The organism is Paenibacillus spongiae (assembly GCF_024734895.1).
In the GTDB taxonomy this organism is placed as follows: domain Bacteria; phylum Bacillota; class Bacilli; order Paenibacillales; family Paenibacillaceae; genus Paenibacillus_Z; species Paenibacillus_Z spongiae.
Genome location: NZ_CP091430.1, coordinates 4632758 through 4658215, shown reverse-complemented (window position 1 = coordinate 4658215; position 25458 = coordinate 4632758). Strand labels below are relative to the sequence as shown.

The 25458-nt window shown below is 52.3% G+C and carries 26 protein-coding genes; 23 read left to right on the top strand and 3 right to left on the bottom strand.

Annotated elements, in window-relative coordinates; all coding sequences use genetic code 11:
• Nucleotides 1-213: 213 nt before the first annotated feature.
• The 4 genes from L1F29_RS21095 to L1F29_RS21080 all read left to right on the top strand — a co-directional run bounded on the left by L1F29_RS21095 (nt 214) and on the right by L1F29_RS21080 (nt 5916).
• Nucleotides 214-2844 (top strand): adenosylcobalamin-dependent ribonucleoside-diphosphate reductase, encoded by a 2631-nt coding sequence (locus L1F29_RS21095; RefSeq protein WP_258384015.1) that lies wholly within the window; start codon nt 214-216, stop codon nt 2842-2844.
• A 458-nt stretch (nt 2845-3302) separates the two neighbouring features.
• Nucleotides 3303-3755, top strand: a complete 453-nt coding sequence (locus L1F29_RS21090) for a MarR family winged helix-turn-helix transcriptional regulator (RefSeq protein ID WP_258384014.1) — start codon at nt 3303-3305, stop codon at nt 3753-3755.
• A gap of 11 nt (nt 3756-3766) precedes the next feature.
• A complete protein-coding gene (locus L1F29_RS21085; RefSeq protein ID WP_258384013.1) occupies nt 3767-4969 on the top strand; it encodes an MFS transporter in 1203 nt (400 codons plus the stop codon).
• 137 nt (nt 4970-5106) lie between these two features.
• Nucleotides 5107-5916 (top strand): peptidylprolyl isomerase, encoded by an 810-nt coding sequence (locus L1F29_RS21080; protein ID WP_258384012.1) that lies wholly within the window; start codon nt 5107-5109, stop codon nt 5914-5916.
• A 217-nt stretch (nt 5917-6133) separates the two neighbouring features.
• Here the strand turns inward: L1F29_RS21080 and brfA are convergent, their stop codons facing one another.
• Nucleotides 6134-6346 carry a ribosome rescue factor BrfA gene (gene brfA, locus L1F29_RS21075; RefSeq protein WP_258384011.1) on the bottom strand — a complete coding sequence of 71 codons (213 nt, stop codon included), beginning with the start codon at nt 6344-6346 and terminating at the stop codon, nt 6134-6136.
• A 282-nt stretch (nt 6347-6628) separates the two neighbouring features.
• Here brfA and L1F29_RS21070 point away from each other — a divergent pair, with 282 nt between their 5' ends.
• From L1F29_RS21070 to L1F29_RS21030, 9 genes are all read left to right on the top strand, one after another.
• Nucleotides 6629-7303, top strand: coding sequence for a PspA/IM30 family protein (locus L1F29_RS21070; RefSeq protein WP_258384010.1), 675 nt, complete (start codon nt 6629-6631; stop codon nt 7301-7303).
• Between the two features lie 142 nt (nt 7304-7445).
• Entirely contained in the window at nt 7446-7850 is a 405-nt protein-coding gene (locus L1F29_RS21065; protein ID WP_258384009.1) for a DUF350 domain-containing protein, read from the top strand.
• A gap of 24 nt (nt 7851-7874) precedes the next feature.
• Nucleotides 7875-8381, top strand: a complete 507-nt coding sequence (locus L1F29_RS21060) for a DUF4178 domain-containing protein (protein ID WP_258384008.1) — start codon at nt 7875-7877, stop codon at nt 8379-8381.
• Nucleotides 8382-8393: 12 nt separating this feature from the next.
• Nucleotides 8394-9155, top strand: coding sequence for a DUF4247 domain-containing protein (locus L1F29_RS21055; protein WP_258384007.1), 762 nt, complete (start codon nt 8394-8396; stop codon nt 9153-9155).
• Nucleotides 9156-9542: 387 nt separating this feature from the next.
• Nucleotides 9543-10388 (top strand): phosphotransferase family protein, encoded by an 846-nt coding sequence (locus L1F29_RS21050; protein ID WP_258384006.1) that lies wholly within the window; start codon nt 9543-9545, stop codon nt 10386-10388.
• Between the two features lie 19 nt (nt 10389-10407).
• Complete coding sequence (locus L1F29_RS21045; RefSeq protein ID WP_258384005.1) at nt 10408-10980, top strand: GNAT family N-acetyltransferase; 573 nt, start codon at nt 10408-10410, stop codon at nt 10978-10980.
• Nucleotides 10980-11501 (top strand): DUF2569 family protein, encoded by a 522-nt coding sequence (locus tag L1F29_RS21040; protein ID WP_258384004.1) that lies wholly within the window; start codon nt 10980-10982, stop codon nt 11499-11501. Before L1F29_RS21045 ends, L1F29_RS21040 begins: the two co-directional genes overlap by 1 nt.
• A gap of 133 nt (nt 11502-11634) precedes the next feature.
• On the top strand, nt 11635-12033 hold the full coding sequence (locus L1F29_RS21035; RefSeq protein ID WP_258384003.1) for a ribosomal maturation YjgA family protein: 399 nt from the start codon (nt 11635-11637) through the stop codon (nt 12031-12033).
• Between the two features lie 53 nt (nt 12034-12086).
• Nucleotides 12087-12944, top strand: coding sequence for a metallophosphoesterase (locus L1F29_RS21030; protein ID WP_258384002.1), 858 nt, complete (start codon nt 12087-12089; stop codon nt 12942-12944).
• A 10-nt stretch (nt 12945-12954) separates the two neighbouring features.
• On the opposite strand, the gene L1F29_RS21025 is transcribed toward L1F29_RS21030, so the two are convergent.
• The gene (locus L1F29_RS21025; RefSeq protein ID WP_258384001.1) at nt 12955-13512 is read right to left on the bottom strand and encodes a DUF1700 domain-containing protein; all 558 of its coding nucleotides are present in this window, start codon (nt 13510-13512) and stop codon (nt 12955-12957) included.
• 1 nt (nt 13513) lies between these two features.
• A complete protein-coding gene (locus tag L1F29_RS21020) occupies nt 13514-13858 on the bottom strand; it encodes a PadR family transcriptional regulator (protein ID WP_258384000.1) in 345 nt (114 codons plus the stop codon).
• Between the two features lie 752 nt (nt 13859-14610).
• Between L1F29_RS21020 and L1F29_RS21015 the strand changes: the two genes are divergently transcribed.
• From L1F29_RS21015 to L1F29_RS20970, 10 genes are read left to right on the top strand one after another with little or no spacing between them, the layout of a single operon-like run.
• Nucleotides 14611-15405, top strand: a complete 795-nt coding sequence (locus tag L1F29_RS21015; protein WP_258383999.1) for a tyrosine-protein phosphatase — start codon at nt 14611-14613, stop codon at nt 15403-15405.
• Between the two features lie 6 nt (nt 15406-15411).
• A complete protein-coding gene (locus L1F29_RS21010; protein ID WP_258383998.1) occupies nt 15412-16170 on the top strand; it encodes a YveK family protein in 759 nt (252 codons plus the stop codon).
• Nucleotides 16157-16831, top strand: a complete 675-nt coding sequence (locus L1F29_RS21005) for a CpsD/CapB family tyrosine-protein kinase (RefSeq protein WP_258383997.1) — start codon at nt 16157-16159, stop codon at nt 16829-16831. The genes L1F29_RS21010 and L1F29_RS21005 overlap by 14 nt, the downstream gene beginning before the upstream one ends.
• Before the next feature lie 37 nt (nt 16832-16868).
• Nucleotides 16869-18701, top strand: a complete 1833-nt coding sequence (locus L1F29_RS21000) for a polysaccharide biosynthesis protein (RefSeq protein ID WP_258383996.1) — start codon at nt 16869-16871, stop codon at nt 18699-18701.
• 17 nt (nt 18702-18718) lie between these two features.
• On the top strand, nt 18719-20131 hold the full coding sequence (locus L1F29_RS20995; protein WP_258383995.1) for an oligosaccharide flippase family protein: 1413 nt from the start codon (nt 18719-18721) through the stop codon (nt 20129-20131).
• A 5-nt stretch (nt 20132-20136) separates the two neighbouring features.
• Nucleotides 20137-21264 (top strand): glycosyltransferase family 1 protein, encoded by a 1128-nt coding sequence (locus tag L1F29_RS20990; RefSeq protein ID WP_258383994.1) that lies wholly within the window; start codon nt 20137-20139, stop codon nt 21262-21264.
• Nucleotides 21254-22483: a hypothetical protein gene (locus tag L1F29_RS20985; RefSeq protein ID WP_258383993.1), complete on the top strand. Its 1230-nt coding sequence runs from the start codon at nt 21254-21256 to the stop codon at nt 22481-22483. The genes L1F29_RS20990 and L1F29_RS20985 overlap by 11 nt, the downstream gene beginning before the upstream one ends.
• Nucleotides 22470-23075, top strand: coding sequence for an acyltransferase (locus L1F29_RS20980; RefSeq protein ID WP_258383992.1), 606 nt, complete (start codon nt 22470-22472; stop codon nt 23073-23075). Before L1F29_RS20985 ends, L1F29_RS20980 begins: the two co-directional genes overlap by 14 nt.
• 25 nt (nt 23076-23100) lie before the next feature.
• A complete protein-coding gene (locus L1F29_RS20975; RefSeq protein ID WP_258383991.1) occupies nt 23101-24423 on the top strand; it encodes a glycosyltransferase in 1323 nt (440 codons plus the stop codon).
• The gene (locus L1F29_RS20970; RefSeq protein WP_258383990.1) at nt 24420-25454 is read left to right on the top strand and encodes an NAD-dependent epimerase; all 1035 of its coding nucleotides are present in this window, start codon (nt 24420-24422) and stop codon (nt 25452-25454) included. The genes L1F29_RS20975 and L1F29_RS20970 overlap by 4 nt, the downstream gene beginning before the upstream one ends.
• Nucleotides 25455-25458 lie beyond the last annotated feature (4 nt).

Genomic DNA, 25458 nt, shown 5'->3' with positions numbered 1-25458 from the left:
CAACATGAAAAAAGACTCATTTTTCAATTGGACAGGAAAAAATAGCGTATCTTAGCGTAAGATGGTGAATCAGTGAGATCGGGCTGGATTGCCTGTCTCTAATCGGTCTTCCATTGTTTCCATGTCCATATATTGTGTGTTACAATGAATCTTGTCAATGATTAAACACCATATGTGGTATTGGATGTTTGAATGTGGGAGGCGCGGAATTGTATGGAAACGAAGAGTGCGGGTAAGTTAGAGGGACTAAGCGAGAAGATTTTTCTAGATCGCTACGCTTGGAAGAATGCAGATTCGAAGGCGGCCAAGGTAGGGGATACAGTGCTCGTCTTGACAAAGGACGACCCGAAATTTCCGACCAAGGAGGTCGGCGAGGTAATCAACCGGGAAGGCCAGCAGGTGACGATCCGGCTGCGCAGCGGCGAGACGGTTGAATCCGATGTGGAGAAGCTGACCCTGACTGTCGAGAAGACGCCTGACGAATTGTGGGAACGGCTGTCCAGGGCGATTGCGTCCGTAGAAGACAGCGATGAGAAGCAGAAGCTCTGGCAGGAGCGGTTCCGTTATATTTTGGACGATTGGAAGCTAGTGCCGGGCGGCCGGATTGCAGCCGGTGCGGGTGCGAGCGATGAATTGACATTGTTTAACTGCTATGTCATTCCTTCTCCGCATGACAGCAGAGGCGGAATAATGAAGACGTTGACCGAGATGACTGAGGTTATGGCGCGCGGCGGCGGCGTCGGCATCAATCTGTCTTCACTGCGGCCGCGCCGCGCCGTGGTGGCAGGGGTCAACGGTTCCTCCAGCGGTGCCGTCTCTTGGGGCGGTCTGTTCAGCTATACGACGGGCTTGATCGAGCAGGGCGGCTCGAGACGGGGTGCATTGATGCTGATGATGCATGATTGGCATCCCGATGTGCTCGATTTCATTACCGTCAAGCAGACGATGGGGCAAGTGACGAATGCGAATTTATCGGTATGCGTCAGCAATGACTTCATGCACGCGGTGAAAGAGGATCTCGATTGGGAGCTCGTCTTCCCGGATACGAAGGATCCTGAATACGATGCGCTGTGGGATGGCGATCTGGAAGCCTGGCGCAGCCGTGGCAAACGGGTAATCCCGTACAAAACCGTTCCGGCTCGGGAGATATGGCATACGATTATCGAATCGGCCTGGAAGTCCGCCGAGCCTGGCGTCGTCTTCATGGAGCATTATAATCAGATGTCGAACAGCTGGTATTTCAATCCGCTGATTGCAACGAATCCTTGCGGCGAACAAGGGCTGCCGGCATGGGGAGTTTGCAATCTATCGGCCATCAATTTATCTAAATTCTATGATGAGGCCAACCATGACGTGGCATGGGACGAATTGGCGAAGGTAACGCGTTACTCGGTTCGGTTCCTGGACAATGTCATTGACGCGACGCCGTATCACTTTGAAGAGAACGAGCGCAATCAGAAGCTGGAACGGCGGATCGGCCTGGGATCGATGGGCCTTGCCGAGCTGATGATTAAGCTCGGCATCCGTTACGGAAGTCCGGAATCGCTTGAATTTCTGGAACGGATCTATGGCTTCATCGCCAAAGAATCGTATCTGGCTTCGACGGAAATTGCAGCGGAGAAGGGCTCCTTCAACGCATTCGAAGCAGATAAGTTCCTGCAGAGCGGATTCATGCGCCATATGACAGATTCCTTCCCTCAAATCGGCGAGGCGATCCGGAAGCGCGGAATGCGCAATGTGACCGTACTGACACAAGCGCCGACGGGCAGTACCGGTACGATGGTTGGGACGTCGACTGGCATCGAGCCGTATTTCGCCTTCGAATATTACCGTCAAAGCCGTCTGGGCTACGACAAGCAGCTGGTGCCGATTGCACAAGCGTGGAAGGACAATCATCCGGGCGAAGAGCTCCCTGATTTCTTCGTAACTTCCATGTCGCTGTCGGCAGAGGATCATATCCGTGTTCAAGCCGCGATTCAACGGTGGGTGGACAGCTCGATCTCCAAGACGGCGAACTGTCCGAACGACTTTACGGTTGAAGAGACGAAGCGGTTATATGAGCTTGCCTTCGAGCTTGGCTGCAAGGGCGTAACGATCTATCGTGACGGAAGCCGCGATGTGCAGGTTCTGTCCACCAAGAAGGATGAGGAAGAAAGCAAAGAAAGAACGCCTGAAGCAGCCACGACGGCTTTCGGTCAAGTGTTGGAGCCAGCTCATCAGCAGTCGGCGGAAGCCAGTGCAGCGCAAAGTAGCGATGCCGTCCCGACTGCGCCGCGGGAAGAGTCGGTCATTGACAAGCAATATAAACGCCGTCCGTCCGTGCTTCGCGGCGCAACCTACAAGATCAACACGCCGTTCGGCATGGCCTATATTACGATTAACGATATCGACGGGACGCCTGCGGAAATCTTCTTGAACGTCGGCAAGGCCGGTTCGGATGTATTCGCAATGGCCGAAGCATTAGGCCGGGTGTGCTCGCTATTCCTTCGTTATGGCGATCATGGGAATAAAGTGAAGCTGCTGGTGAAGCATCTGAAAGGCATTGGCGGCTCAGGCGCGATCGGCTTCGGTGCGAACCGGGTCGAATCCATTGCGGACGCGGTGGCCAAATCGTTAGAGCTCCACATGATCGGCAGCGGTGATCATGAAACCGCGGCTGCGCAAGCAGAGAGCTCCGTTGTACCGGATGCCGAGGCAGATACGATCATGGCCTCGCTCAAGATGCCGTTCCCTGGCACCGAGACGATCACGAAGGATCTCTGTCCATCATGCGGCAGCGCCTCTCTGATTCACGTGGAGGGCTGCAGAACATGCGCGGGCTGCGGGTACAGCCGCTGCACGTAAGAGTGAATTGTTTTTGGAATAACCATGACACCAGGCTAGTATTAATGAAAAGAAATTTCCTAATGGAATAAGTATCGCGAGAGGAGCCGTTCATTTACTAAACGGTTCCTTTCTATTATTTTTCCGCGATGTAGAATAGCTGAAAATGCGCGAGCAAGAAGAGCAAGTACAGGACAATGAGCCGGAGGAAGGGCAGCCACCAACGAGCCTGGAAGCTGCGGCAGTTATCATGACTGCGCTTAAAGAAGGCGATAGAGCCTCTGGTATTGCGTTTTTTTGATCCAGAAGTATCTCGAAATTTGAAATGAACGGACGATTCCTCAAGTCAAAACGACGGTTTGAGGGATCGTCTTTCTTTGTTGCAGGAGTCCTATTGGCAAGTAACTTCATTGACAAACTTAGTTGTCTGGAATATAGTTGTCTAAGCAACTAATATCGCAAGAGAGAAGGAAGCTGGAATGACCTCGAATATGTATGGCTTGGAGCAATCATTGGGCTTCAATATGGGCATAACGTACCGGAAGCTTACGACGCTGCTGCAGAATCGATTGAAGGCATTCGATATTACCCCTGAGCAATGGGCGGTTCTGTTTCAGGTTGATAAGACGGATGGGCTGATCCAGAAGGAGATCGCCGAACGCGTAGGCAAGGACAAGCCTACGACAACCCGTATTCTCGATCATCTGGAAGGGAAGGGCCTGATCCGCAAGCAGACGGGAGAGTCGGACCGCCGCTCGTTCGTGGTTCATATTACGGATAAGGGAAGAGTCTTAATCGAGCAGACGACGCCTATTGAACAGGGCGTTATTGACGTTATCAAGCAGTGCGTAACTGATGAAGAATATAAACGATTTCTGGAAATTCTTCTCCGGATCAATCATCAAGTCGATTCATTGACAGCTTTAGAATAGGAGAGAATGATATGCCGCATCACGAACAACAAACGAAATTATGGACGAAAACCTTTATCGTGTTGACGTTTTCGTCTTTTTTATTATTTTTGAACCTGCAGATGCTGTTGTCTTCATTTCCTTCCCATGTGAAGACTGAATTTATGGCAGGAGATATAACCGTCAGCCTCGTAACAAGCGTATTCGCAGCTTCCGCGATCGCAACCCGCTTCATTACGGCCCTCTTGATGAGGAAGATTCACCGCAATGTCATTCTAATGGCCGGTCTCGCCATTGCAGCAATAACGACCGGATTGTATGTGGTTGCGAGTTCGATTGGATCGCTGCTCTTGATGAGGGTCGGCTACGGTATCGGATTCGGTATGGCGAGTACCATCATTCCAACGTTAGTCTCACAGATCATACCGGGCGGCCGGATCGGGGAAGGGATCGGCTACTTCGGCCTATCGACCAGCCTAGCCATGTCAATCGGGCCGGTGATCGGACTTAACGTCATGAAGCAATACGGGTTCCATACATTGGCTTTGCTGGGTACCGCAGTTGTGATACTGATCTTCCCGGTTATGCTTCTAACGCGCTCGATACCGCCTGAACCGAAGAAGAGAGTGAGATCTATGACAGCGAACGCCGGCAAGCCCACGTTCAATACGGCACTGCTGATTCCGGCAATACTGAATGTCTTTTTGTCGGTGACATACAGCGGTATTCTCAGCTTTATCGCTTTGTTCGGAGAATCCGTACAATTGGAGCAGGTCGGATTGTTCTTCTTGTTCAATGCCTTCACGATCATTCTGATCCGGCCGATATCGGGTCGGCTCTTCGACAGTAAGGGGCATGCAGCCGTTCTAATCCCAGCCGCAATCTGCGTTGCGGCAAGCCTTACCGTGCTGTCCTATACGGATTCAATGGCTATGCTGATCTTGTCAGCGCTTCTGTACGGACTGGGTTTTGGGGCGATCCAGCCTACACTTCAAGCTTGGATGCTCCGCTCCACACCGAAAGAGCAGCATGGTATGGCCAACAGCATGTTCTATAACTCGACCGATGTCGGGGTAGCTGTCGGGGCAATCCTGCTGGGCGCGATATCCTCGGTTACGAATTATGGGACGATGTACCGATATTCGGCAGGCTTCATGATCGTGTTTCTGCTCTCCTATCTGCTATTCAGGTTCTTCCAAGCGAAATGGAACAGGCAAGCAGATGAAGCGGCTTAAACTGCATCTAGACGTTACGAATACAGAACCGCGTCGACTTTGAGAACGCAAAAACAAGCCTGCATGATGTTGGGGTTTTATGGTACGATTCGAGTGTAAGTTAGGCCTACAACCCCAAATTGCAAAGGATGAGAAGCGTGAGCGACAAATTCAAGGGACTTGTAATCGGTTTATTGATTGGTATTCTGGTGTGCTCCCCGGCGATTTATGCATCCGGAACAAAGATTGATGTGGTCTTCAAAAAGCTGACGTATATCTTCGATGGCGAGAAGAAGGTGCCGCCGTCCGGCGGAGGAGGTTTTGTGTATAACAACACCACCTATGTTCCTCTGCGTTTTGTAAGCGAATCGCTCGGGAAGCCGGTTTTTTATGACGGCGAAACAAGTACCGTTCGAATCGGAAAGAAATATAAGGAGATGCCGAAGGCTGTCTTGGATCCGAGGCAAACCTACTATGCCGAGTTGGAGACCGCGAAAGGAAAAATTACGATCGAGCTGTTCGCCCAGGACGCACCGGTTACGGTCGGCAATTTCGTTGCGTTATCCAAAGACGGCTTCTACAACGATCTGCTGTTTCACCGCGTTGTAAAGGACTTTATTATCCAGACGGGGGACCCTACCGCTGCAGGAAGCGGGGGACCGGGGTATTCATTCAAGGACGAGCTCAACAACGGTCACGCCTATGAGGAAGGTATCGTTGCGATGGCCAACGCAGGCCCGAATACGAACGGCAGCCAATTCTTCATCTGTGCCGGGCCTGCCAGCTCGAATTTGAACAATTACCCGAACTACTCCATCTTCGGCAAAGTCGTCGAAGGCATGGATGTTGTACGAGCACTCTCGAAGATGCCTGTTGTGGAGAGCCCGTTGACTGGCGAAGTCAGCAAACCGAAGGAAGATCTGAAGCTGATAAAGATATCGATCAAGACGAAACCGGTCCAGCCTTAATTTTTCGCGAAGTTAACTTTCGATAGCAGCACAGCGGAAGCAAGATATCGTACGCTACCTGGAGGGAACACGCTGTTTGCAGCCAGCTCCACATAAATTCTTATATTGTTCAAAGGACCGATCATGCAGTGAAAATAATTTCATTCCTCGGGCTCCGAAGGCTCGGTTTGATATCATAATCGTATGGTGAATGGCGTATGAATGGAGTTATGTCCATTCATGAACATAAAAAAATGGAATCCCCATTCCTGCCGCCGGGATTCCACTTCTCTTTATGCTTGCGATATTGCTTGCGCATCGTCTCTTGCTTCGTCGGCGTTTGCCGCGTTACCGGGTTGATGCCCTGCCAATCCAGACGATTCTGTGCCGGATCTATCTTTCCGCTGCGGATACATCTCATTCGTTTCTTCTTCGCATCGCTTTGTGCCATAATTGCAATCTCTCCTTTATTTATGAGTCTCTTGTATTGTATCACCGATTTCGCTTCACATACTACTAAATATATGCGCAGATAATGTATTCGCAGCTTACCGAATTGAAGAGCTTAACAGCGAGTGAGGGAAGGCAGCGCGGGAGATGAAAGTATTTAAGACGGCGTACGCACATGGTACAATAGAAATTGTTTTCATGGATTTGAAACGAATCGTAGGGTGACACGTAATAATGAACATACAACAACACCACTTTACCGATTCTGAGGAGGAAATAAACCATGTCCATTTTCAAACGTTTGCGTGATCTTACACTCTCGAATGTGTATTCTCTAATCGAGAAAGCGGAAGATCCGGTGAAGCTAACTGACCAATATATCCGCGACATGCAGGAAGATTTGGAGGACGCGGAGAAGGCGGTCGCAGCTCAAATCGCGATCGAGAAGAAATTCAAGCAGCTGTATGAAGAGCAGGAAGCGCTGGTGAAGAAACGCGAGGAGCAAGCCCATACAGCCGTCCAGATGCAGAATATCGAGCTGGCCCGCCGCGCATTGGAAGAGAAGAAGGCAGCCGAAGCGAAGATGAACGAATACAAAACAAGCTTCGATCAGAACAAAGCTTCCGCCGACAATCTGCGCAGCAAGCTCGAAGAGATGCGCCGCCAGCTGACGGAGCTGAAGAACAAACGCGAGACGCTCGTTGCCCGTTATCAAGCTGCGAAAGCGCAAGCGGAGATTAACAAGTCGATGGCAGGCTTCAGCTCGGATACGGCTGTTTCCGGTATGAAGCGTATGGAAGAGAAGATGCTGCAGATGGAAGCTCAGGCCGAGGCAAGCAATGAAATGAGCAGCAAGGGCAAGTCGCTGGACGATGAATTCGCAGCGCTTGGCAAGGACAAGGCCGTTGAAGACGAGCTTGCGGCATTGATGAAGAAATACGAAAACAAAGATCAATAGTGATTCTCGCAAGCCTCGAACGATTGATGGAAAGATAGGACGTCCGATGGCCTCGATCGCGCGACTGAAGCCGATCGCACGGTCTAAGACGTCTTTTCTATGGGCGGGAGAGGTGCGACTATGATAATGGGGGATGTCAAGGATGACACTGGATAATGTAGTGGGCATGCTGGTATGGACCGGTGCAGGAGCCGTCCTGCTCGTCGTCTTAATGATGGTCGATTCCTTATTTACGCGTTATCGGGATATGGAAGAAATCCGCAATGGGAACGTGGCGGTGACGACCCGTTTTATTATTAAACTGCTGGCTCAGGCCTACATTTTATCGAGATCGATTATGACCTCGGACCTGCTTAGCGAGGCGCTGTTCGTATCGATCATATCATTCCTGATCTTACTGGTGCTTGAGAGTTTGCTGAGGATCATTCTGCGTTCGACCATGAATCTGCATCTGGATAAAGGTACGCAGGATGGCAAGATTGCGCATGCGCTGTTCGCCGGATCCATTCATGCCGCCGGAGCGCTGATTATTGGAGCATGTCTGTAACCCGCAGAGGAAGGAGCAATGGCGATGAGTATATTTAAACGAATCAAGAACATATTGGCCAAACCCGAGCCGAAGAAGCCGGAACCCGGCATGCTGTCCATCGGGCCAGGCGATGTGTGTGAAGTATCGCTTGTGACGTACCAGGTCGTCGGACGAACGCAGAACAGGCAGCGGAATTTGATCGTATTGACGCTGCAGGATGGCGCTTCCATCCGGTATTTGACCATCGAAGAGCGTGAGCGCACCCTTTATGCCCTGTACGAGCCGATTGACGGCCGTCTGGATTCCGTCGACGAGGTACCGACGATTATCGAATTGGACGATCGCACTTACCATATGGAAGAGCAATACTCCGGCTTCATAACGTCAGCAGGCAAGACGCCGTTCTTCCAAGGCGGCGAGCAGTATGTGTGGCAATATCAATCCGACGATTTAAAGCTTCTCCGGGTGGAGTGGCAGGACGGCCGGTTTATGTTATACGAAGGCGAGGATGTACTGCCCGCAGACGTTCGCGTGCTGCGAGGCGGTTAAGGAGGTTTGAGAATGCGGCACAAATGGTCCTATGCGCTTAAACTATTCCTCGTCTTCAGTCTGATCGTACCGCTTCTTGCAGCATGCGGAGGTATTAACGAAACGATAAAAGACACGTACCCGCTCGAATCGGTTAACGGCAGCGGGTCGCAGACATCTTACGTTTATCGTGCAGCAGGCAAGACGGTTCCCGAAGTGGCAAGCGAGCTGGCGGCATCATCCAAGCCGGAGCAGCAGTCGGACGAAGCGGAAGACCGGATGTTCCTCGTCTACTCCGACCGGATCGTTCATCTGCAGCAGGACGAGAAAAAGCCTGAGGATACGCTTGTTGAGGTCGATTCCAAAGAGTATGTGCGCAACAATTACAGCATGAGCTTCCTGGAAGGCTATCTGATGGCGAGCCTGCTTGGCGATTTATTCGATAACGGACGATATGGCGGCGGCAGCTATCGCGGCTATACCGACCGAGATGTCTATAAACCGAAGACGGGAACATTCCGTGCCCCGACGGTCGATGAGAAGAAAGCGATCCCGCCCATGACAGTGGAACGCAAGGGCTCGATTTTCAAACGGTCGAAGGATGCGGATGCCAGCAGCGGCAAACCCGGCAGCGGCGGCAGTATCTTCGATAAATCACCGAAGAAATCGGCCTCCAGCGGGAAGATTACAAGAGACAGCTCCGATAGCGGCAAGAAGAGCAGCTGGGTTACGCCAAGAAAATCGAAGAAACCCAAGACACGCGTGGGTGTAGGGCGCATTAAGAAGCGGCGATGATCCAAGGCGAACAAGAATCGGATATGGAAGGGGACAGACGGCGACGACGCCTATGCTGTCCTCTTTTTTGCCAATTCTACATGTTTAAGTTTCTTGCATGCATCGAACTTTCGGAGGCAGCCTCTTTTATGGTAATATGATAGTCATCTGTATTTCGAACTATTGAACGAAAGATGTGAATCAACCCGCTGCGCAGGCAGAATGTTCTTCCGATCGCTGTTGTTCCCGGGTTTCCTTGAATCATAAATTAGTGGTAGAAATCCGTGAACAAAGGCGACCGCTAGCGCTTCTCCAGAATCATTCTTCCTGCTCCGCTTTTTGTTCCAATCATTCGTTGAATCTATAGATATTTGATTAATGCATACATAAAGGAGGCTGAAGACCCCTATGAATATGACTCTAATCGCAGCCGAACTGTTTGCGGCTGGCGTATTGCCGAGCGGCGAACTTGCCATGGACAAGCTGGAGGGTGGTACGAACAGTCACGTCTATCTGATGAAGTGCGGGAAATATGACCGACTTGTACTGAAATACAATGAAGCGGGGGCTGTTGATGCGGAAGCGGCATTCTTGAAGCGTTACGTCAAGCTGCCGATTGTACCCTCGTTTCGGTACGCGGATCCCGCCAACCGTTTCCTGATCTATGAATATATCGAAGGAGCGACCACTTATTATCCTGGGAATAAGGGCGGCTTGCTTCTTGAACTGGTCCGCCAGCTGATCGCGAAGTACGAAGAAGTCGAATGGCCGGCAGGCCGCAATGTGACATGGCAGCAGGATCTCATCGAGAGAACGAAGCTGACACGAAGCGCATCCGGCGATTTGTTCACGGAGGAGGATCATGAGCTGGCAGCCGAGCTAGCGGGCAATTCCAGCCGCGTAACGGGTCCGTTCTATCATCTGCATGGGGATTGCGGGGTGCATAACTTTGTATTCGATGAAGATAGACAGCTTTCCGGCGTCATCGATCCGCTGCCGCTAATTGGACAGCCGATGTATGACTTGGCGTTCGCATTCTGCTCCTCTCCGGATGAATTGACGCCCGATGTCATTGCAGAAGTCGTGTATGACGAAGCCTGGCCGTTCTCCCGCGATCTGAAGGCACTATATGAGGAGGTCGCGATCGCGCTGTACAATCGAATTGTGACCTGCACTTATCATCATCCGCATGATTTGAGAGCCTATTTAAACGCATGGAAGCAATGGCGAATGATTGTAACTTCCAACCGATAGTGGAAAGGCTGTGAGTAGAATGCCTCGTTTATATGGGGAGCGCATCATGCTGCGCGAATACCGCGGGGAAGATTTCGTTCAGATGCGGGAATGGGTGAATGACCCGGAAGTGGTCGACAACTTGTCGGATGTGTTTCTATATCCGCATACGACTTCAGAGACCGAGACATTCCTTAATAATGTGCTGGAGAAGGACGATCATCACAGAGGATTTGTCATAGCCGATCTGGAGACGGAGGCTTATATCGGACAGATTGATTTGTTCAAGTTCGATTGGAAGAACCGGACCGCCGAGATGGGGATCGTCATCGGCAGCCGCTCTCTGCGCGGCAAAGGATATGGTGCCGAAGCGATTCGCTTGCTGCAGAAGTTCGTGTTCGACCGGCTGAACATGAACCGCCTGCAGCTTGAGGTGCACGATTTCAACGAAGCGGCGATCCGCTGCTATGACCGATGCGGCTTCCGCGAGGAAGGACGGCTTCGGGAGCGGCATTTTGTGAATGGGAAATATTCAGATACGGTGTTGATGGCAATCTTGAGAAGCGATTATGTGAAGTTAACGGCAGGGGATATCGGGAGGGAGCGAAGCTAATGCCAAGTCAGCCGTCCGAATGGCCGAGTGCAACGAAACCCGCAAATCGCGGCAATCTTGACTTAAGAGGTTTGGGCGGTTGGCTCATACTGGCGCAAATTAGCCTGTGGTATGCGTTAATCGGTTCTGTACTCTACTTATCCGCCGGTATTCTGCCGATCTTCGCCGGAGAAACCTGGGGGCGGTTAACGTCTCCGGATTCACCAATGTATGATGCTATGTGGTCGATTATCATTCCGTTCGAAGCAATCGGGAATGGAGTGCTTATCGTTCTTCTTTCGTATGTTCTCCTGTTGATGTATAGGAAGAAACGATTATTGGTGCCTATGGTAATCACTTATTTTGCAGCCGTACTGATACTCTCTACGGCCGGGTTTATACTGGCACAATATATTCCGCTTACAGCTGGCCAGGGGATCGGCAAATCACTCAGCAAGTTGATCGGAAATATGTTGACTTGTCTCATTTGGATCCCTTACTTTTTGAAGTCTGTCCGTGTAAGAAGTACGTTCGTGAACTAATTCTGTGCCAATATATAACCGAGGCAAATATACCGCCATGCTCGATGAGTTTACGAAGAATGAGGCGGGCATATTCTAGCACTAGACATAAGGATCGATGCTTAATCGACCTGAAGGACAAGGATGATGAGTCATGCGAATCAGAATAGGGTACTGCGTCACGATCGCAATCGTGATTGTGCTTGGTCTCGGTTCACGGGCTTATGCCGCATACATACCGGATTTCGTGTCGCGTCATGCAGGCGACGTACTGTGGGCGAGCATGATCTATTTCGGATTCCGGCTCATTCTGACGAACCGCAAGAAATCCGTATCGGCATGGTTCGCGGGACTCTTCAGCTTGATCATCGAATGCAGTCAGCTGTATCAAGCGGACTGGATTAACGGCGTGCGCGCAACAACAATCGGTGCGTTGGTGTTGGGATCAGGTTTTCTGCCAGCCGATCTGGTTCGTTATGCAGCAGGCATCTTGGCCGCATATGTTGCGGACCGGTTCGCCGCTTATGCGGCCGGTAAAAACAAAACGCGTTGACGGATCGTCTACTCTATGTAATCAATAGCAAGCGGAGAGGACGAGAGCATACGATGGCCAGCAACCCGAGAATGACGAGGAGACGGTTTCTTAAGTGGGTAGCCGGAAGCGGACTTGCCGCTGCGGCTGCTGCTCCAGCCTATAGCTATTATGTGGAACGAAATTGGGTCGAGGTAAATACCGTGGCCATACCGATGTTTGACGGAAACCAGAAGCACCCCTTCCGCGGTACGCGTATTGTACATTTCAGCGATGTGCATTTCGGCTACCATTTTGATAAAGATGATTTGATCCAGGTGATCAATAGAATTGAGAGATTAAAGCCGGATCTCATTTGCTTCACCGGCGATCTGGTCGATGACGGGACAGAAGGGCTAAGCCAATGCACCGATATGATGATGAGCCTGCAAGCGCCGCTGGGTAAATTTGCCGTGCTCGGCAATCATGACTACGGAATCGAAGGCAGGAGCGGCGTCTCCGACTTTTGGAAGAAGACCGGCTTCCGTCTGCTTCTTAATCGGCATGCCGCGATCGAGAAGGGCGGCAGCCGTCTGATCGTGGCAGGTGTGGATGATCTTATGCTCGGACAGCCCGACCTGGAGCGGGCCCTTGGCGGCACGCTGCCGGAGGATAAGGTGATTCTGCTGGCGCATGAGCCGGACTTCGCGGATACGGCGGCGGATTGGCCGCAGGTGAAGCTTCAGCTATCCGGACATACGCACGGCGGGCAAATCCGGCTACCGTTTATCGGCCATCTGATTGCGCCGCCGCATGGGAAGAAGTACGTGGATGGGCTTTATCATGCAGGTGCAGCTCAGCTACCGGTATACACAAATCGGGGAATAGGCACGACAACCTTGCCCATCCGATTCTGGTGCCGCCCCGAGCTTACCGTCCTGGAGCTTACATAGCAACATTTTGCTATTTCTGATGGCTGGGCAGCACCATTCTATAACGGGAAGAGAGATAGCCGATATAAGCACGCATATATTTACGGCTGTAGAAGGCAATAACGCCCAGAATGCCGCCAATAACGCCGGCATAGGCCATGCTCCATTCCGTCGGAACTTCCGTTCCGGGCCCGATGCTCATATTGATCCAAGTAACGCCAAAGCTGCGAATGATGCCGGCGACGATCGAAAGTACGGCACAGAAGCCGAATCCATAAGCAATCGTGGCAAGAACCGGAATGATCATGACGCTTAATAGTCCGTCCGTACAGTAGAATCTGATTATGGCCAGAACGTCCTTAATCGATCGGCTGGAACGGCGCTCCACCAAATACTCGCTCCGATAGGCCCTCGCAAGCTTGCGGGGGTCTCCTAATCGTGCCAAGATGACCTCCTCCGGCTGACCGCCTGCAATTCCATCCCTAATATGACTTTCAATTTCACGAACGGCGTCGAGCCGTTCCTCCTCCGGGGTCTTATGCAGCAGTTCATACAACTTTGTTAGATAAGCTCTTCCATTTGGACTCATTTTAAGATTTCTCTCCTCGATACATGACAATTTGATTCATGGCAGTAGAAAGCTTGCTCCATTCGAGCGACATAGCTTCCATTAGACGGTGACCGGCTTCGGTCAAACTATAATACTTTCGCGGAGGGCCCGCCTCGGATTCCTTCCACTGGGAGTCGATGTACTTCTCCTTCAGCAGACGGCGCAGAAGCGGATAGAGCGTTCCTTCCGTGACGGCAAGCGGCTCCCATTGGTCCAATAGCGTAACAAGTTCATAACCGTATCGTGATTTTTTGCTGATCAGCAGCAAAATACTGTATTCCAATATTCCGCGACGCGCTTGAGACGTCCATTCGGACATATCCATCTCATCCCTCCTGACGAAACTATCCTACCATAATGCTACTGTGTTCAGCAAGGTACTGGGTGATATTAGTGTGATAATGTGCGAATTGTCCAAGAAACCTTAACAAATGGAATTGAAACTGAATATATTTTCCCTATTTAATCGGTTATTAGCAGGAAAGTATACCTGTTGTTAACAATATGCTGCAAATTTCGGTAAGCGGCTAGGCCTCATATTAGGGGTTAATTCCATCGGAATTGTAATAAATGGGCGAATATTCCCGACTTTAAGCGAACCTGGGTCTTGAATAGGATCAGTCGATGGCCGTGTGAAGGAAAGGTAAACCTATGCCAACTGTCCCAAAAAAAAGGCATCTATGTCCTTGGTCCTTATCGAAGAGCCCGCCGATCGTGCTAATCCGTTCCTAGGCGATTTTTCTAAGAATAGGAAAAATACGGCTAATCTGTTGTTCTGTATGGGATGAGAGCGATTTTATTTGTAAGAAAAGTGTAAGACTATTGTTCGAAATATACATAAAATAAAGGGTGTTAGAATTCTATCATAATTGCAAATAATCGTCCTGAATCAACTATAAATGGTTAAATATGGATGTTAATTCGGAGTTAACAAAACTTGAAACTAGGGATGATAGCTTATTTTCATTTTTGCAAAATAAACAGTAACGCCTAATTGAAATTATTACCTTATTCCCTCATTGCCCTCGATCTATTTATGACATAATCGTTACGAGTCGAGATCTGGGAGGAGATGTTATGATCGATCTTCATTGTCATCTGCTGCATGGTCTTGATGACGGACCAACCAGCTTGGAGGAATCGATATCGCTTGCGCAATCGGCAGTTGACGATGGAGCGACGACCATCTATGCAACTCCGCATTATCGTGCGGGGCGTTATGATACTGAAGCGGCGGACATCCGGGAACGAACGGGCCTCTTAAACGCCGAGCTCAGGAAACGGCAAATTCCGCTGCGGGTATTGCCCGGGCAGGAGATAAGAGTATATGACGGATTGCTGGATGATTTGGAAGAAGGGAAATTGCTCCCGCTCGGAGAGTCAACTTATTTGTTATTAGAGTTCTCAGCTTCCAATGTTCCGGCAAGATTCGACGATACGCTGCACGAGCTTCGGATCGCGGGCTGGACCCCAATCATTGCTCATCCCGAACGCAATGCCGAGCTTGCTGCTGATCCTGACAAGCTGAAATCTCTGGTCGATAACGGAGCGCTATGCCAAGTGACATCGCATTCGCTTACCGGGCGTTTCGGTTCGAAGGTGAAATCGGCGGCCATCGAGATGTGCCGCCGAAATTTAATTCATTTCATCGCATCGGATTCGCATAACGGTACAACGAGGCCGTTTGAGCTGCGTTCCGCATACGAGGTTGCAGAGACCAAGCTGGGACAGGATACGATCGCTTACTATGAACGAAACGCCCGAGCGGTCATTCACAATTTAGAAGTACAACCAAAACCAACTCTTTACCGTAAAAGGCAGCTGCGGCTCTTTGCCGGATGGTCGCCATTCAAAACTCAGGATGGAGGTTAGCACCCATTGACGACTGAACTGGATTTAAAACATTATATATCGATCATTCGCAAGCGGATCTGGATTGTCGCTCTTGTTGTCGTGCTAGGAACGGCAGCGGCCGGCGTCATCAGCTATATGTTGATTAAGCCCGTCTATCAAGCCTATACGAAATTAATCGTTAATTCTCCCAACATCAAAGCAGGCATGCTGCAGTTGGATCTTAACGCAATCAATACCAATATTAGCCTGATCAATACATACAAAGAGATTATTCGCACACCGGCCATCATGGATCTGGTTGTACAGAAGCATCCCGAATTCGGCGTGACGACCGAGGAGCTCATGCAGAAGATTACGTTTAGCTCCGTGAACGGTACGCAAGTCGTCACGCTCACGTACACCGATCATGACTATAAGAAGGCAGCGAATATTGTGAACGCGATTTCGGAAGTGTTCCAAGAACAGATACCGCAGATCATGATGGTTGATAACGTCTATTTGCTTCATATGGCGAAAGTCGAGAAGATGCCTTCACCGGTCAAGCCTAATCCGAAGGTGAATATGGCAATAAGCTTCGTCCTTTGCTTCTTGCTGGGAATCGGAATCATACTGCTGCTCGATTACTTCGATGACACGATCAAGACGGAGGCGGACGTCGAGCGTGCGCTCGGACTGCCGACCTTGGGGGCTGTCCCTTCCATCAAGCAGGGCGACCTGAAGAGGAAACGGCGAAAATCTACCATCTCGGCAAAGGCGGGTGAAGCGTCTCATGTCTCAAACTGAAGCAAGACCGATTATTACGGATCTCAACCCGATGTCACCGATCTCCGAGGCTTACCGCACCTTGCGCACTAATTTGCAGTTTGCATCCGTGGACCGTACGCTCCAGCTTCTCATGGTTACATCGGCCAGCCCTCGGGAAGGCAAGACGACGACGATCAATAACTTGGCCGTTGCTTATGCCCAGAGCGAGAAGTCGGTGATTCTGGTGGATGCCGATTTGCGCAAGCCGACCGCACATCAAACCTATAATCTGTCGAACCGGTGCGGTCTGACGAATGTGCTCACCGGTCAAGCTGCGGCTGCCGATGCGATCAAAGAAACGCAGATTTCCCATTTGAGCGTACTGCCTTCGGGATTGATACCGCCTAATCCTTCAGAACTGCTCGGATCCCGCAAGATGGATCAGCTGCTCGAAGAACTGCGGTCCCGGTTCGATATTGTCCTCATCGACACGCCGCCGGTACTAGCCGTTAGCGATGCGCAGGTGATGGCCACCCGATGCGACGGCGTTCTTCTGGTCGTGAACGCCCGCAGCGTGAAGAGGCAGCAGGCTGTCAAGGCGCGCGATGCGCTGCAATTCGTACAGGCGAATATCGTCGGGGTCATGCTGAATCAAACGTCGAGCCGGGATGTGGGCGCCTATTACGAATATTCGCAGTAATCCGAAAGTCCGCACCATATTTTTGGGAGGTTAAACCATGTTTGCTGCTTACCGCACCTATTTGCTCATTGCCCTGGATTTCTCGGCCGTGGTGTTCAGCTTGGCTGTCGCTTTCAGTCTACAGTACGCGAATCCATGGAATGAGCCTCAGCAAGGCTTATGGCTCATGTATACCGTAGTGGCAGGGCTGGTCGGTCTCTTCTGTACTTTGCGGATGAAGCTGCACCGCCGAATCTATCAGTATGCCGGAGTAAGTGAAGTGATCGCGATCATTAACGCTTCGTTAGTGTCCAGCATTGTTCCTTATGCAGCTGTGGTGCTTGTATACGGCTTTACCGTACCGGCTATGATCCTCTTTCATCATTTGATCGGTATGGTGGCCTTGATGGCCGGCCCAAGACTGCTATGGCGGGCTTTTTGTGATAAATACAGCACGCGCAGACGGTCTGGGGGATACCGGACGCTTATCATCGGTGCCGGTAGCTGCGGTACGCTGGTCGCCAAGGAGCTGCAGCAGAACGATAAATCGCGTCATATTCCTATCGGATTCATCGATGACGATCCGTACAAGCAGCGGTTGACGATCTACGGCCTGCCTGTCTTCGGCAGCAGGAATGATATCGCGAAGATTACGGAAGAAGAGCGGATCGACGAAATCATTATCGCCATGCCGTCCGTCTCTAAGCTGCAAATCTCCGCGATCCTTAATATTTGCAAGCCGCTCAAGGCGAAGCTCAAGATCGCGCCTGATCTGCAGGAGGTCATTCAAGGCAGAACGTCCGCTGTCCGCGTACGCGACGTCTCCGTAGAGGATTTGCTCGGACGCGATCCGATACGAACCGACCTGGATAACATTGCGAACTACGTGGAGGGCAAAACGGTTCTCGTTACCGGCGCCGGCGGGTCCATCGGCTCCGAGCTGTGCCGTCAAATCGCGCCATTCCGCCCGGAAAGACTGCTGCTGCTCGGACATGGGGAAAACAGCATCTATTTGATCGAGATGGAGCTGAGAAGCACCTTCCCGGAATTGCCGATTGAGACCGTGATCGCCGATGTGCAGGACCGGAAACGGCTGGAGGATGTGTTTGGCAAATTCCGTCCGGCGGTCATCTTCCACGCAGCTGCTCATAAGCACGTGCCGCTCATGGAGCGGAATCCGTCCGAAGCGATCAAGAACAACGTATTCGGCACGAAGAACGTTGCCGAGTGCGCCGACCAATACGGCGCAGAGCGTTTCGTTCTCATCTCGACCGACAAGGCGGTTAACCCGACGAGCATTATGGGTACGACCAAACGGATCGCCGAAATGTTTATTCAAAGCCTGGATAAGCACAGCGAAACGAAGTTCGTTGCCGTTCGCTTCGGCAATGTTCTCGGCAGCAGAGGCAGCGTCATCCCGCGTTTCAAGGATCAGATTGCCAAGGGCGGTCCGGTCACCGTTACGCATCCGGAGATGGTCCGTTATTTCATGACCATCCCGGAAGCCGTTCAGCTCGTTATTCAAGCCGGCGCCTTCGCCAAGGGCGGCGAAGTGTTCATTCTCGATATGGGCAAGCCTGTCAAAATATATGATCTGGCTGTCGATTTGATCCGGTTGTCCGGCTATGAACCGAATATCGATATCGAGGTTAAGTTTTCCGGGATCCGCGAAGGCGAGAAGCTCTACGAAGAGCTGCTGACCAATGAGGAAGGCATGTCTTCGACCAAGCATAACCGTATCTTTATCGGAAGGCCGATGCAGATTAACCGGACGGAGCTTGAATTCGAGATCCGCAAGCTGGAACAAGTGATCGGCCAGCATCCGAATGAAATCCGCGCCGTACTTAAGCACCTCGTGCCCACGTATAGCAACGTTTCGAACGTGTCTTAAGGGGGCGGTCCGGTTCCATGGCTAAAGTCGAAACACTCGCAGCTCAGGAGCAAAGCTCCTCCGTAAAGAAGATGCTGAGGCGGGGAGGCAGCATCAGCTTCCTCATTAACTCCAGCGGTATGGCACTGGCTCTGCTCATGCAGGTTATGCTGGCCCGTATGCTGGGTGCGGCAGCTTACGGCACCTATGCCTTCGTCTCGACGGTGGTCACGTTTCTCGTATTTCCGACCAAGCTTGGCTTCGATACGTCAATCGTCCGGTTGGTCGCATCGTACCGTGCCATGAATGAATGGGGGTTCATTAAGGGGCTGCTCCGCAGAGCGAATCAAATTGGTATGGCTCTCTCTATGACGGCCATGATTCTGGGCGCCGTGTACTTGATCTTCAGCTCAGACTCGATGACGACCGAGAGGGTCGTGACTTATGCGGCAGGGTTGGCAACCATTCCGCTGCTGACGCTGGCAACGCTCCGGCAAAGCGTCCTGCAAGCGCTCAAGGATGTGCTGTTCTCGCAGATGCCGGAGAAAATCGTGCGCCCGATCATTACGATGGCCATCCTGGCGTGCTGGATCGGGTTATTCGGGAACGAAGCGGATGCCGGCGTGGCGATGATCAGCTTCGCTGCGGCAGTGGCCATCAGCTGGGTGATCGGGGCCGTCGTCCTGCGGAAACGGATCGGCAGTCAGATCGAAGCGGTAGAGCCAAGGTACGATACCCGCTCCTGGACGAAGCTGTCCGTATCGCTCATGCTCAATGCCGGCATGTATCTCATACTCGGCCAGCTGGGCGTCCTCATGATGGGGATGATGCATTCGGAGACGGAATCCGGTTTGTTCTCCGCAGCGGTCCGGCTTGCGACATTGGCCGCATTCGCGCTTACCGCCGTGAATATGACCGCTGCTCCGATGCTCTCCGAGCTGTACGCAACCGGCAAACGCAAGCAGCTGCAGCATGTATGCCAGACGTCGGGCTTCTCCGGCTTTGTCTTCGCCGCCATGCTGATGGTCGCATTCGCCGCAGGCGGCAAGCTGCTGCTCGGACTGTTCGGAGCCGAGTTCCGCGCTTCGTATTGGCCGATGCTGATCATGACCTTCGGTCAAGTCGTGAACGCCTATTGCGGCCAGAACGGCATGATGGCGACGATGACTGGCCGTCAGAATGCGCTCACCAAGGCGCTCATTGTGTCGACGATATTGAATATTGTCTTGAATGTCGCGCTAATTCCGCTCATAGGCATGATCGGCGCAGCCATTGCGACTACGGTCGGTCTCGTCTGCTGGAATGTGATCATGGTGGTATTCGTCTACCGGAAAATGGGTATCTTGACCGTTGCCTGGCTGCCCAAACGAGCGTGGAATCGATTGCTGGAAGCCGCACCGGTTCCTTCGGTTTCCGGCAGTGAAACTGTTCAATCAGGAAAGGAGGGATAGAGGGGATGGCAGGGAAAATCAAAGTGCTGCATGTCGTGGGAAAGATGCATCCCGGCGGGATCGAGACGCTTCTCATGAACGTGTACCGGCATACAGACCGGGAGAAGTACGAATTCCACTTCGCGGTACAAACCGATGAAAAGGCCTTCTACGATGACGAAATCGAGAGCTTAGGCGGCAAGATTCTGCATCAGCCTCACCCTCAGCGGGGGTTAAGCCGGTTCCGTAAGGAGCTGGAAGCGAACATTCGCAAGAACGGCCCCTATGCCGCCATTCACAGCCACATTTTCGGATTCAGCGGATATGTGCTCAAGATCGCCAGCGGGCTTGGCATTCCCGTTCGCATCAGCCACAGCCACACGGTTCATCGCGATGCGAAGCAGCCGCTTCTGAGGAGGATATACCGGGCTTACATGCAGCGTCTTATACTGCGCAATGCGACACATCTTCTCGGCTGCTCGCGTCATGCTTGCGAATCGTTGTTCGGCAAGGACTGCTGGGAAGACCGGCGGGTGATGATTTTTCCGAATGCAATCGCATTAGGGCCTTATGAATCGCTGCCGGCAGACCGAGCTTCGCTGCGGGCCAAGCTGGGTATTCATGATCCTGACATTCCTGTGTTCGCGCATATCGGCCGCTTTCAAGAAATGAAGAATCATTCCTTCCTGATCGACCGGTTCGCGGAATTTGCTGCGACCTGCCCGCAAGCAAAGCTGCTTTTGATCGGCGACGGCCCAGACCGGGCGCGAATCGAGGAGCAGGTGCATCGGCTCGGCCTGTCGCAGCAGGTTGAATTTCTGGGTCAGCGCAAGGACATTCCGGAGCTGCTGGGCGCTGCGGACGGATTCGTCCTCCCTTCATTAATCGAAGGCCTCGGGATCGTCGTCATTGAAGCGCAGGCGGCAGGCGTTCCTTGTCTCGTGTCGGAGGCGGTGCCGGAGGAAGCGGATCTGGAGCTCGGGCTGGTTCGTAAGCTGCGTCTTGACGATCCTCCGAACCGATGGGTTGAAGCGCTCGGAATGCTTGCGGAAACCCCGCAGCCCGAGTGGGCGAGGAGGCGCAGCGCATTAGAGAAGTCCGGCTTTAATATGGTCAGCAGCGTACGACGGTTGGAGCTTCTCTATGGGGGTTAACCGGACACTTCAGCATCCGCTGATCGCGGCCATGTACCTCGTGATGCTGATGCTGATGGCGAAGCTGCTGTTTCCGCTGGACGAGCAGATCGGGATGGTCATGTTCTTCGCCATGCTGATTCCATTCTTCTTCTTTCTGCTTCGTTGGCCGAACACGCCTGGTGCGCTGTATGGCGGAATATTTGCGATGCTGGCAGGCAAGCTCATCTATGCGGTGACGACCAACCCTGTAACGGGCCCGGATGAAATTCATTACTTCGAACAGGTAAGCACGTTTCAGAAGTTATCCGACTTCATGCCTTATGCGCTGGATCATGTCGTCACGCAATGGGCGAACATGTCGGCCTATCCGATTTTCGGCATGCTCTATATGCCCCTGTTTAAGTGGCTGGAGCTGGAGGATCCGCTGGCCATCATAATGCTGAATTCGCTGCTGCTCATACTCGTCGTCAATCAGACGTACCGTTTGAATGCGCTGCATTTCAAGTATGCATTGCCTGACGTTCGGGATGAACAAAGTCCGCGCTTCCATGGGGTTGTCATCTTCGGTCTGCTGGTGAGTCCTTCTTTCATGCTCTTGTCGTCCGTATTCGCCAAAGACGTCGCATGCGCGCTTCTCGGCTTGTATGGGGCGGGATTGTTAATCCGGCGCAAGTACGTCTTGTTTCTTCTCGTACTGGCCTATTCAACCGGACTGAGGGATTACTCGATCATCTATACGTTTGGCATATACTTTCTCTATACACAGAAGATGCGGACATCCATTACCGTCATGATTGCAGCCATGGGTTTGCTCGTGATGCAGATCGGACCGCTTGGATTAATGAACGCATCGTTATTGACGGTCTTCCTGTTCATTAGCCCCAATCCGGTCAATCTAAACAACTGGAACTCGGAGATTGCTATGAGGACCCTTGAGGCGCTGTGGATGTCGTTCATCCTGGGTGTATCGGTGCTCAATTTCCTGCGTTTCAAGGCGTCCAGGCGATTCTATATTCTGGCGTTTACCGTTCTGTTTACTTACGCCTGCACACTCGTCCTCGTCGGTTATGTAACGGTGACGGGACGGGAGATGGAGTATGGTCTGGGGACCGTCGGCGACAACATGGTCCGCAAGAAGCTGCCTGTGCTGCCGATCTTATATGTCTTAAGTGCTTACACCCTCGTATGGGGGCGCAAATGGTTTCAGACTGGAGGAGCGGGAAATGCGGGGTCGTGATTTGTTTCATAAGGCTAAGCCGCTGCTCCATGCGGCAGCGGGTGCGCTTCGGATTGTTCCTAGGCCGGTTGCGGTATGGATGTGGACGCTCAGCGACTGGCTGCCGGAGCTTGCGGGAGTGGCTTTCCGGTATTGTCTGCTCAAGAGACTCGCCAGACGATGCGGCGATAATGTGCTCGTTGGCAGGGGCGTAGAGCTGAAGTATCCCGAGCGATTGTCGATCGGGTCGAATGTAAGCATCCACAAGCATTGCTACCTGGATGCATACGGCGAACTGGACATCGAAGATGAAGTGTCCATCGCGCATCAGTCCTCGCTTGTCTCGTTTCAGCATACATGGAACGACGAGTCGGTTCCGATTCGCGACAATCCGGTCGTCTGCGGCAAAATCCGGATCGGCCGTGACGTGTGGATCGGATGCGGCGTACGGATCATGGCCGGCGTGGAAATCGGCAGCCGTACGGTCATCGCAGCCGGTGCCGTCGTTACGCGACAAGTTCCGCCTGGCGTCGTAGCTGCAGGGGTTCCGGCGAAGGTTGTGAAAACGATTGTCGCCTCTTCGCAGGGAGACCGGCCGTGGCAGCATGGATAAATAAAAAATAATGGGAGGGATTCGAATGCATGTCCTGTGGGCGCATGACCATACGTTTTATTTTAATGAAACCGGAAAATTCTTCTCAGGAGGCAAGCTGCCTTATGCGGTATGGGAACGCTATCTGGCCGTGTTCGACCAAGTGACGGTAGCATGCAGAGGCCAGAAGGCGCAGACCGATGCCGATATGAAGGGAAAAACGCTGTCCAGCGGGCCCAATGTCGACTTTCTGGTGCTGCCTTCACTGAGCAATCCTGTCAACAAGCTAACGAAGAAAGGCTACGTCGATCAATGCTTGACCGATTCGATCCGCAATGCCGATGCCGTAATTGCCCGTATGCCAAGCGAGATCGGCGCGGAAGCGATTAGGGTTGCCCGTAAGCTTGGTAAGCCGTATGCGATCGAGATGGTTGCATGCGCATGGGACGGATTATGGAATTATGGCAGCGCGCAGGGGAAAGTGTACGCTCCGATCTCGTTGTGGAAGACAAGGAAGCTCGTAAGGCAGGCACCATATGGCATCTACGTAACCGAGCGCTTCCTGCAGCAGCGTTATCCGCTGTCCAGCGCAGGAGTCTCAGGATCCTGCTCCAACGTCGAAATTCCGGAGCAGAACGAGGAGGTCCTGACGAAGCGGCTCAGACGCATTGCCGAGCTCGATTCCGGGCGCAAGACGCCTTTCCGGATCGGATTGATCGGGTCGCTGAACGGCAAGACGAAGGGAATCGATACGGCGCTTCGCGCGATCGCCCGCATCGCCGGCGAGACGCAGCCCTTCGAGCTGAATATCTTGGGAGACGGGTCCTCTGACCGCTGGAAGGCATTGGCTGCGAAGCTCGGTGTCGAGGACCGTGTAAACTTCTGCGGCGTGCTGCCGAGCGGCAATGCGGTGCTCGAATGGATCGACGGTCTTGATCTCTATATACAGCCCAGCTTTCAGGAGGGTCTGCCGAGAGCTACGATCGAGGCGATGAGCCGTGGATGCCCCGTCATCGGATCGACGGCCGGGGGGATCCCCGAGCTTGTCTCGGAACAATGGCTGCATAAGCCGGGAAACATCAAGCAGCTGGCAGCCAAGCTTAAGCATGGAATCGGCAATGTCACCTGGATGGCCGAGCAGGCGCAGCTGAACTTCGCCCGCGCCCAGCAGTATACGAAGCCGAAGCTGGATCAGAAGCGGCTATCGTTCTGGTTGTCATTCCGAGATTATGTGGTATCGCGAGCAGCAGGAGGTTATGGAACGGCAGGGGGGAAAGTGACGTCCGGAATGAACGAACAAGAAAACGGCCGCAGCGCCAAGTCGGGGCAGTATGTATCGAATGAATCGAAGGGAGCGGAGGCGCTATGACCATACTTGTTACCGGAGCAGCCGGTTTTGTCGGCTATCACTTGAGTGAACGGCTTCTTGCAGAGGGACATGAGGTTGTCGGCATCGATAATTTCAACGATTATTACGACGTTCAGTTAAAGAAAGACCGGTTCGGCATGCTGAAGCGGCATCCTTATTTCGTCGGAATTGAAGCGGACGTCGCTAAATTCAATGATCTGAGCATTATCTTTAAGAAGTACAAAATCAAGACCGTCGTCCATCTGGCGGCGCAAGCAGGAGTTCGATACAGCATCACGAACCCGTTCGCTTATCTCGACTCCAATCTGGTTGGATTCGGCAACGTGCTGGAAGCGTGCAGGCGTCATGAAATCAAACATTTGCTCTACGCATCATCCAGCTCGGTCTATGGAGCGAACGTCAAGATGCCATTCAGCGTCCATGACAGTGTCGATCATCCCGTCAGCTTATATGCCGCCACGAAAAAAGCGAATGAGCTGATGGCGCACACTTACAGCCATCTGTATGGACTGCCGACGACGGGTCTTCGTTTCTTCACGGTATATGGGCCATGGGGAAGGCCGGATATGGCGTACTTCAGCTTTACACGGGATATCGAGAGCGGTGTTCCGATCAAAGTGTTTAACGAAGGACGGATGCAGCGCGATTTTACGTACATCGACGATATCGTAGAGGGTATCGTGCGGCTGCACGGTCGGCCTCCGGAAGCGGATCCGGATTGGAACCGCGAACAACCGGATGCGGGCTCCAGCTATGCGCCATACCGGGTTTATAATATCGGGAACAACAAGCCGGTCGAATTGATGACGTTCATCAAGACGATCGAACAGAAGCTTGGCAAGCAGGCGAATCTGACCTATTTACCGATGCAGCCGGGGGATGTAGAGGCAACGTTCGCGGATATCGATGACCTTGCGCGGGATGTCGGATTCAAGCCGACAACCACACTGGATGAGGGGATTGGCCGCTTCGTCGATTGGTATCAGACCTATTACGCTTCGCGGAGGACGGCCGAACAGCTTGTTCGTTAAGAAG

Excerpts from the sequence above, each read along its gene's own strand:
- L1F29_RS21095 (WP_258384015.1), top strand. The coding sequence starts at position 214 with ATGGAAACGAAGAGTGCGGGTAAGTTAGAGGGACTAAGCGAGAAGATT.
- L1F29_RS20980 (WP_258383992.1), top strand. The coding sequence starts at position 22,470 with ATGCGGGGTCGTGATTTGTTTCATAAGGCTAAGCCGCTGCTCCATGCG.
- L1F29_RS21065 (WP_258384009.1), top strand. The coding sequence starts at position 7,446 with ATGACACTGGATAATGTAGTGGGCATGCTGGTATGGACCGGTGCAGGA.
- L1F29_RS21090 (WP_258384014.1), top strand. The coding sequence starts at position 3,303 with ATGACCTCGAATATGTATGGCTTGGAGCAATCATTGGGCTTCAATATG.
- L1F29_RS21085 (WP_258384013.1), top strand. The coding sequence starts at position 3,767 with ATGCCGCATCACGAACAACAAACGAAATTATGGACGAAAACCTTTATC.
- L1F29_RS21055 (WP_258384007.1), top strand. The coding sequence starts at position 8,394 with ATGCGGCACAAATGGTCCTATGCGCTTAAACTATTCCTCGTCTTCAGT.
- L1F29_RS21000 (WP_258383996.1), top strand. The coding sequence starts at position 16,869 with ATGTTTGCTGCTTACCGCACCTATTTGCTCATTGCCCTGGATTTCTCG.
- L1F29_RS21035 (WP_258384003.1), top strand. The coding sequence starts at position 11,635 with ATGCGAATCAGAATAGGGTACTGCGTCACGATCGCAATCGTGATTGTG.
- L1F29_RS21030 (WP_258384002.1), top strand. The coding sequence starts at position 12,087 with ATGGCCAGCAACCCGAGAATGACGAGGAGACGGTTTCTTAAGTGGGTA.
- L1F29_RS21005 (WP_258383997.1), top strand. The coding sequence starts at position 16,157 with ATGTCTCAAACTGAAGCAAGACCGATTATTACGGATCTCAACCCGATG.
- L1F29_RS20975 (WP_258383991.1), top strand. The coding sequence starts at position 23,101 with ATGCATGTCCTGTGGGCGCATGACCATACGTTTTATTTTAATGAAACC.
- brfA (WP_258384011.1), bottom strand. The coding sequence starts at position 6,346 with ATGGCACAAAGCGATGCGAAGAAGAAACGAATGAGATGTATCCGCAGC.
- L1F29_RS21015 (WP_258383999.1), top strand. The coding sequence starts at position 14,611 with ATGATCGATCTTCATTGTCATCTGCTGCATGGTCTTGATGACGGACCA.
- L1F29_RS21070 (WP_258384010.1), top strand. The coding sequence starts at position 6,629 with ATGTCCATTTTCAAACGTTTGCGTGATCTTACACTCTCGAATGTGTAT.
- L1F29_RS20985 (WP_258383993.1), top strand. The coding sequence starts at position 21,254 with ATGGGGGTTAACCGGACACTTCAGCATCCGCTGATCGCGGCCATGTAC.
- L1F29_RS21050 (WP_258384006.1), top strand. The coding sequence starts at position 9,543 with ATGAATATGACTCTAATCGCAGCCGAACTGTTTGCGGCTGGCGTATTG.
- L1F29_RS21060 (WP_258384008.1), top strand. The coding sequence starts at position 7,875 with ATGAGTATATTTAAACGAATCAAGAACATATTGGCCAAACCCGAGCCG.
- L1F29_RS21020 (WP_258384000.1), bottom strand. The coding sequence starts at position 13,858 with ATGGATATGTCCGAATGGACGTCTCAAGCGCGTCGCGGAATATTGGAA.
- L1F29_RS20995 (WP_258383995.1), top strand. The coding sequence starts at position 18,719 with ATGGCTAAAGTCGAAACACTCGCAGCTCAGGAGCAAAGCTCCTCCGTA.
- L1F29_RS21045 (WP_258384005.1), top strand. The coding sequence starts at position 10,408 with ATGCCTCGTTTATATGGGGAGCGCATCATGCTGCGCGAATACCGCGGG.
- L1F29_RS20970 (WP_258383990.1), top strand. The coding sequence starts at position 24,420 with ATGACCATACTTGTTACCGGAGCAGCCGGTTTTGTCGGCTATCACTTG.
- L1F29_RS21025 (WP_258384001.1), bottom strand. The coding sequence starts at position 13,512 with ATGAGTCCAAATGGAAGAGCTTATCTAACAAAGTTGTATGAACTGCTG.
- L1F29_RS21040 (WP_258384004.1), top strand. The coding sequence starts at position 10,980 with ATGCCAAGTCAGCCGTCCGAATGGCCGAGTGCAACGAAACCCGCAAAT.
- L1F29_RS20990 (WP_258383994.1), top strand. The coding sequence starts at position 20,137 with ATGGCAGGGAAAATCAAAGTGCTGCATGTCGTGGGAAAGATGCATCCC.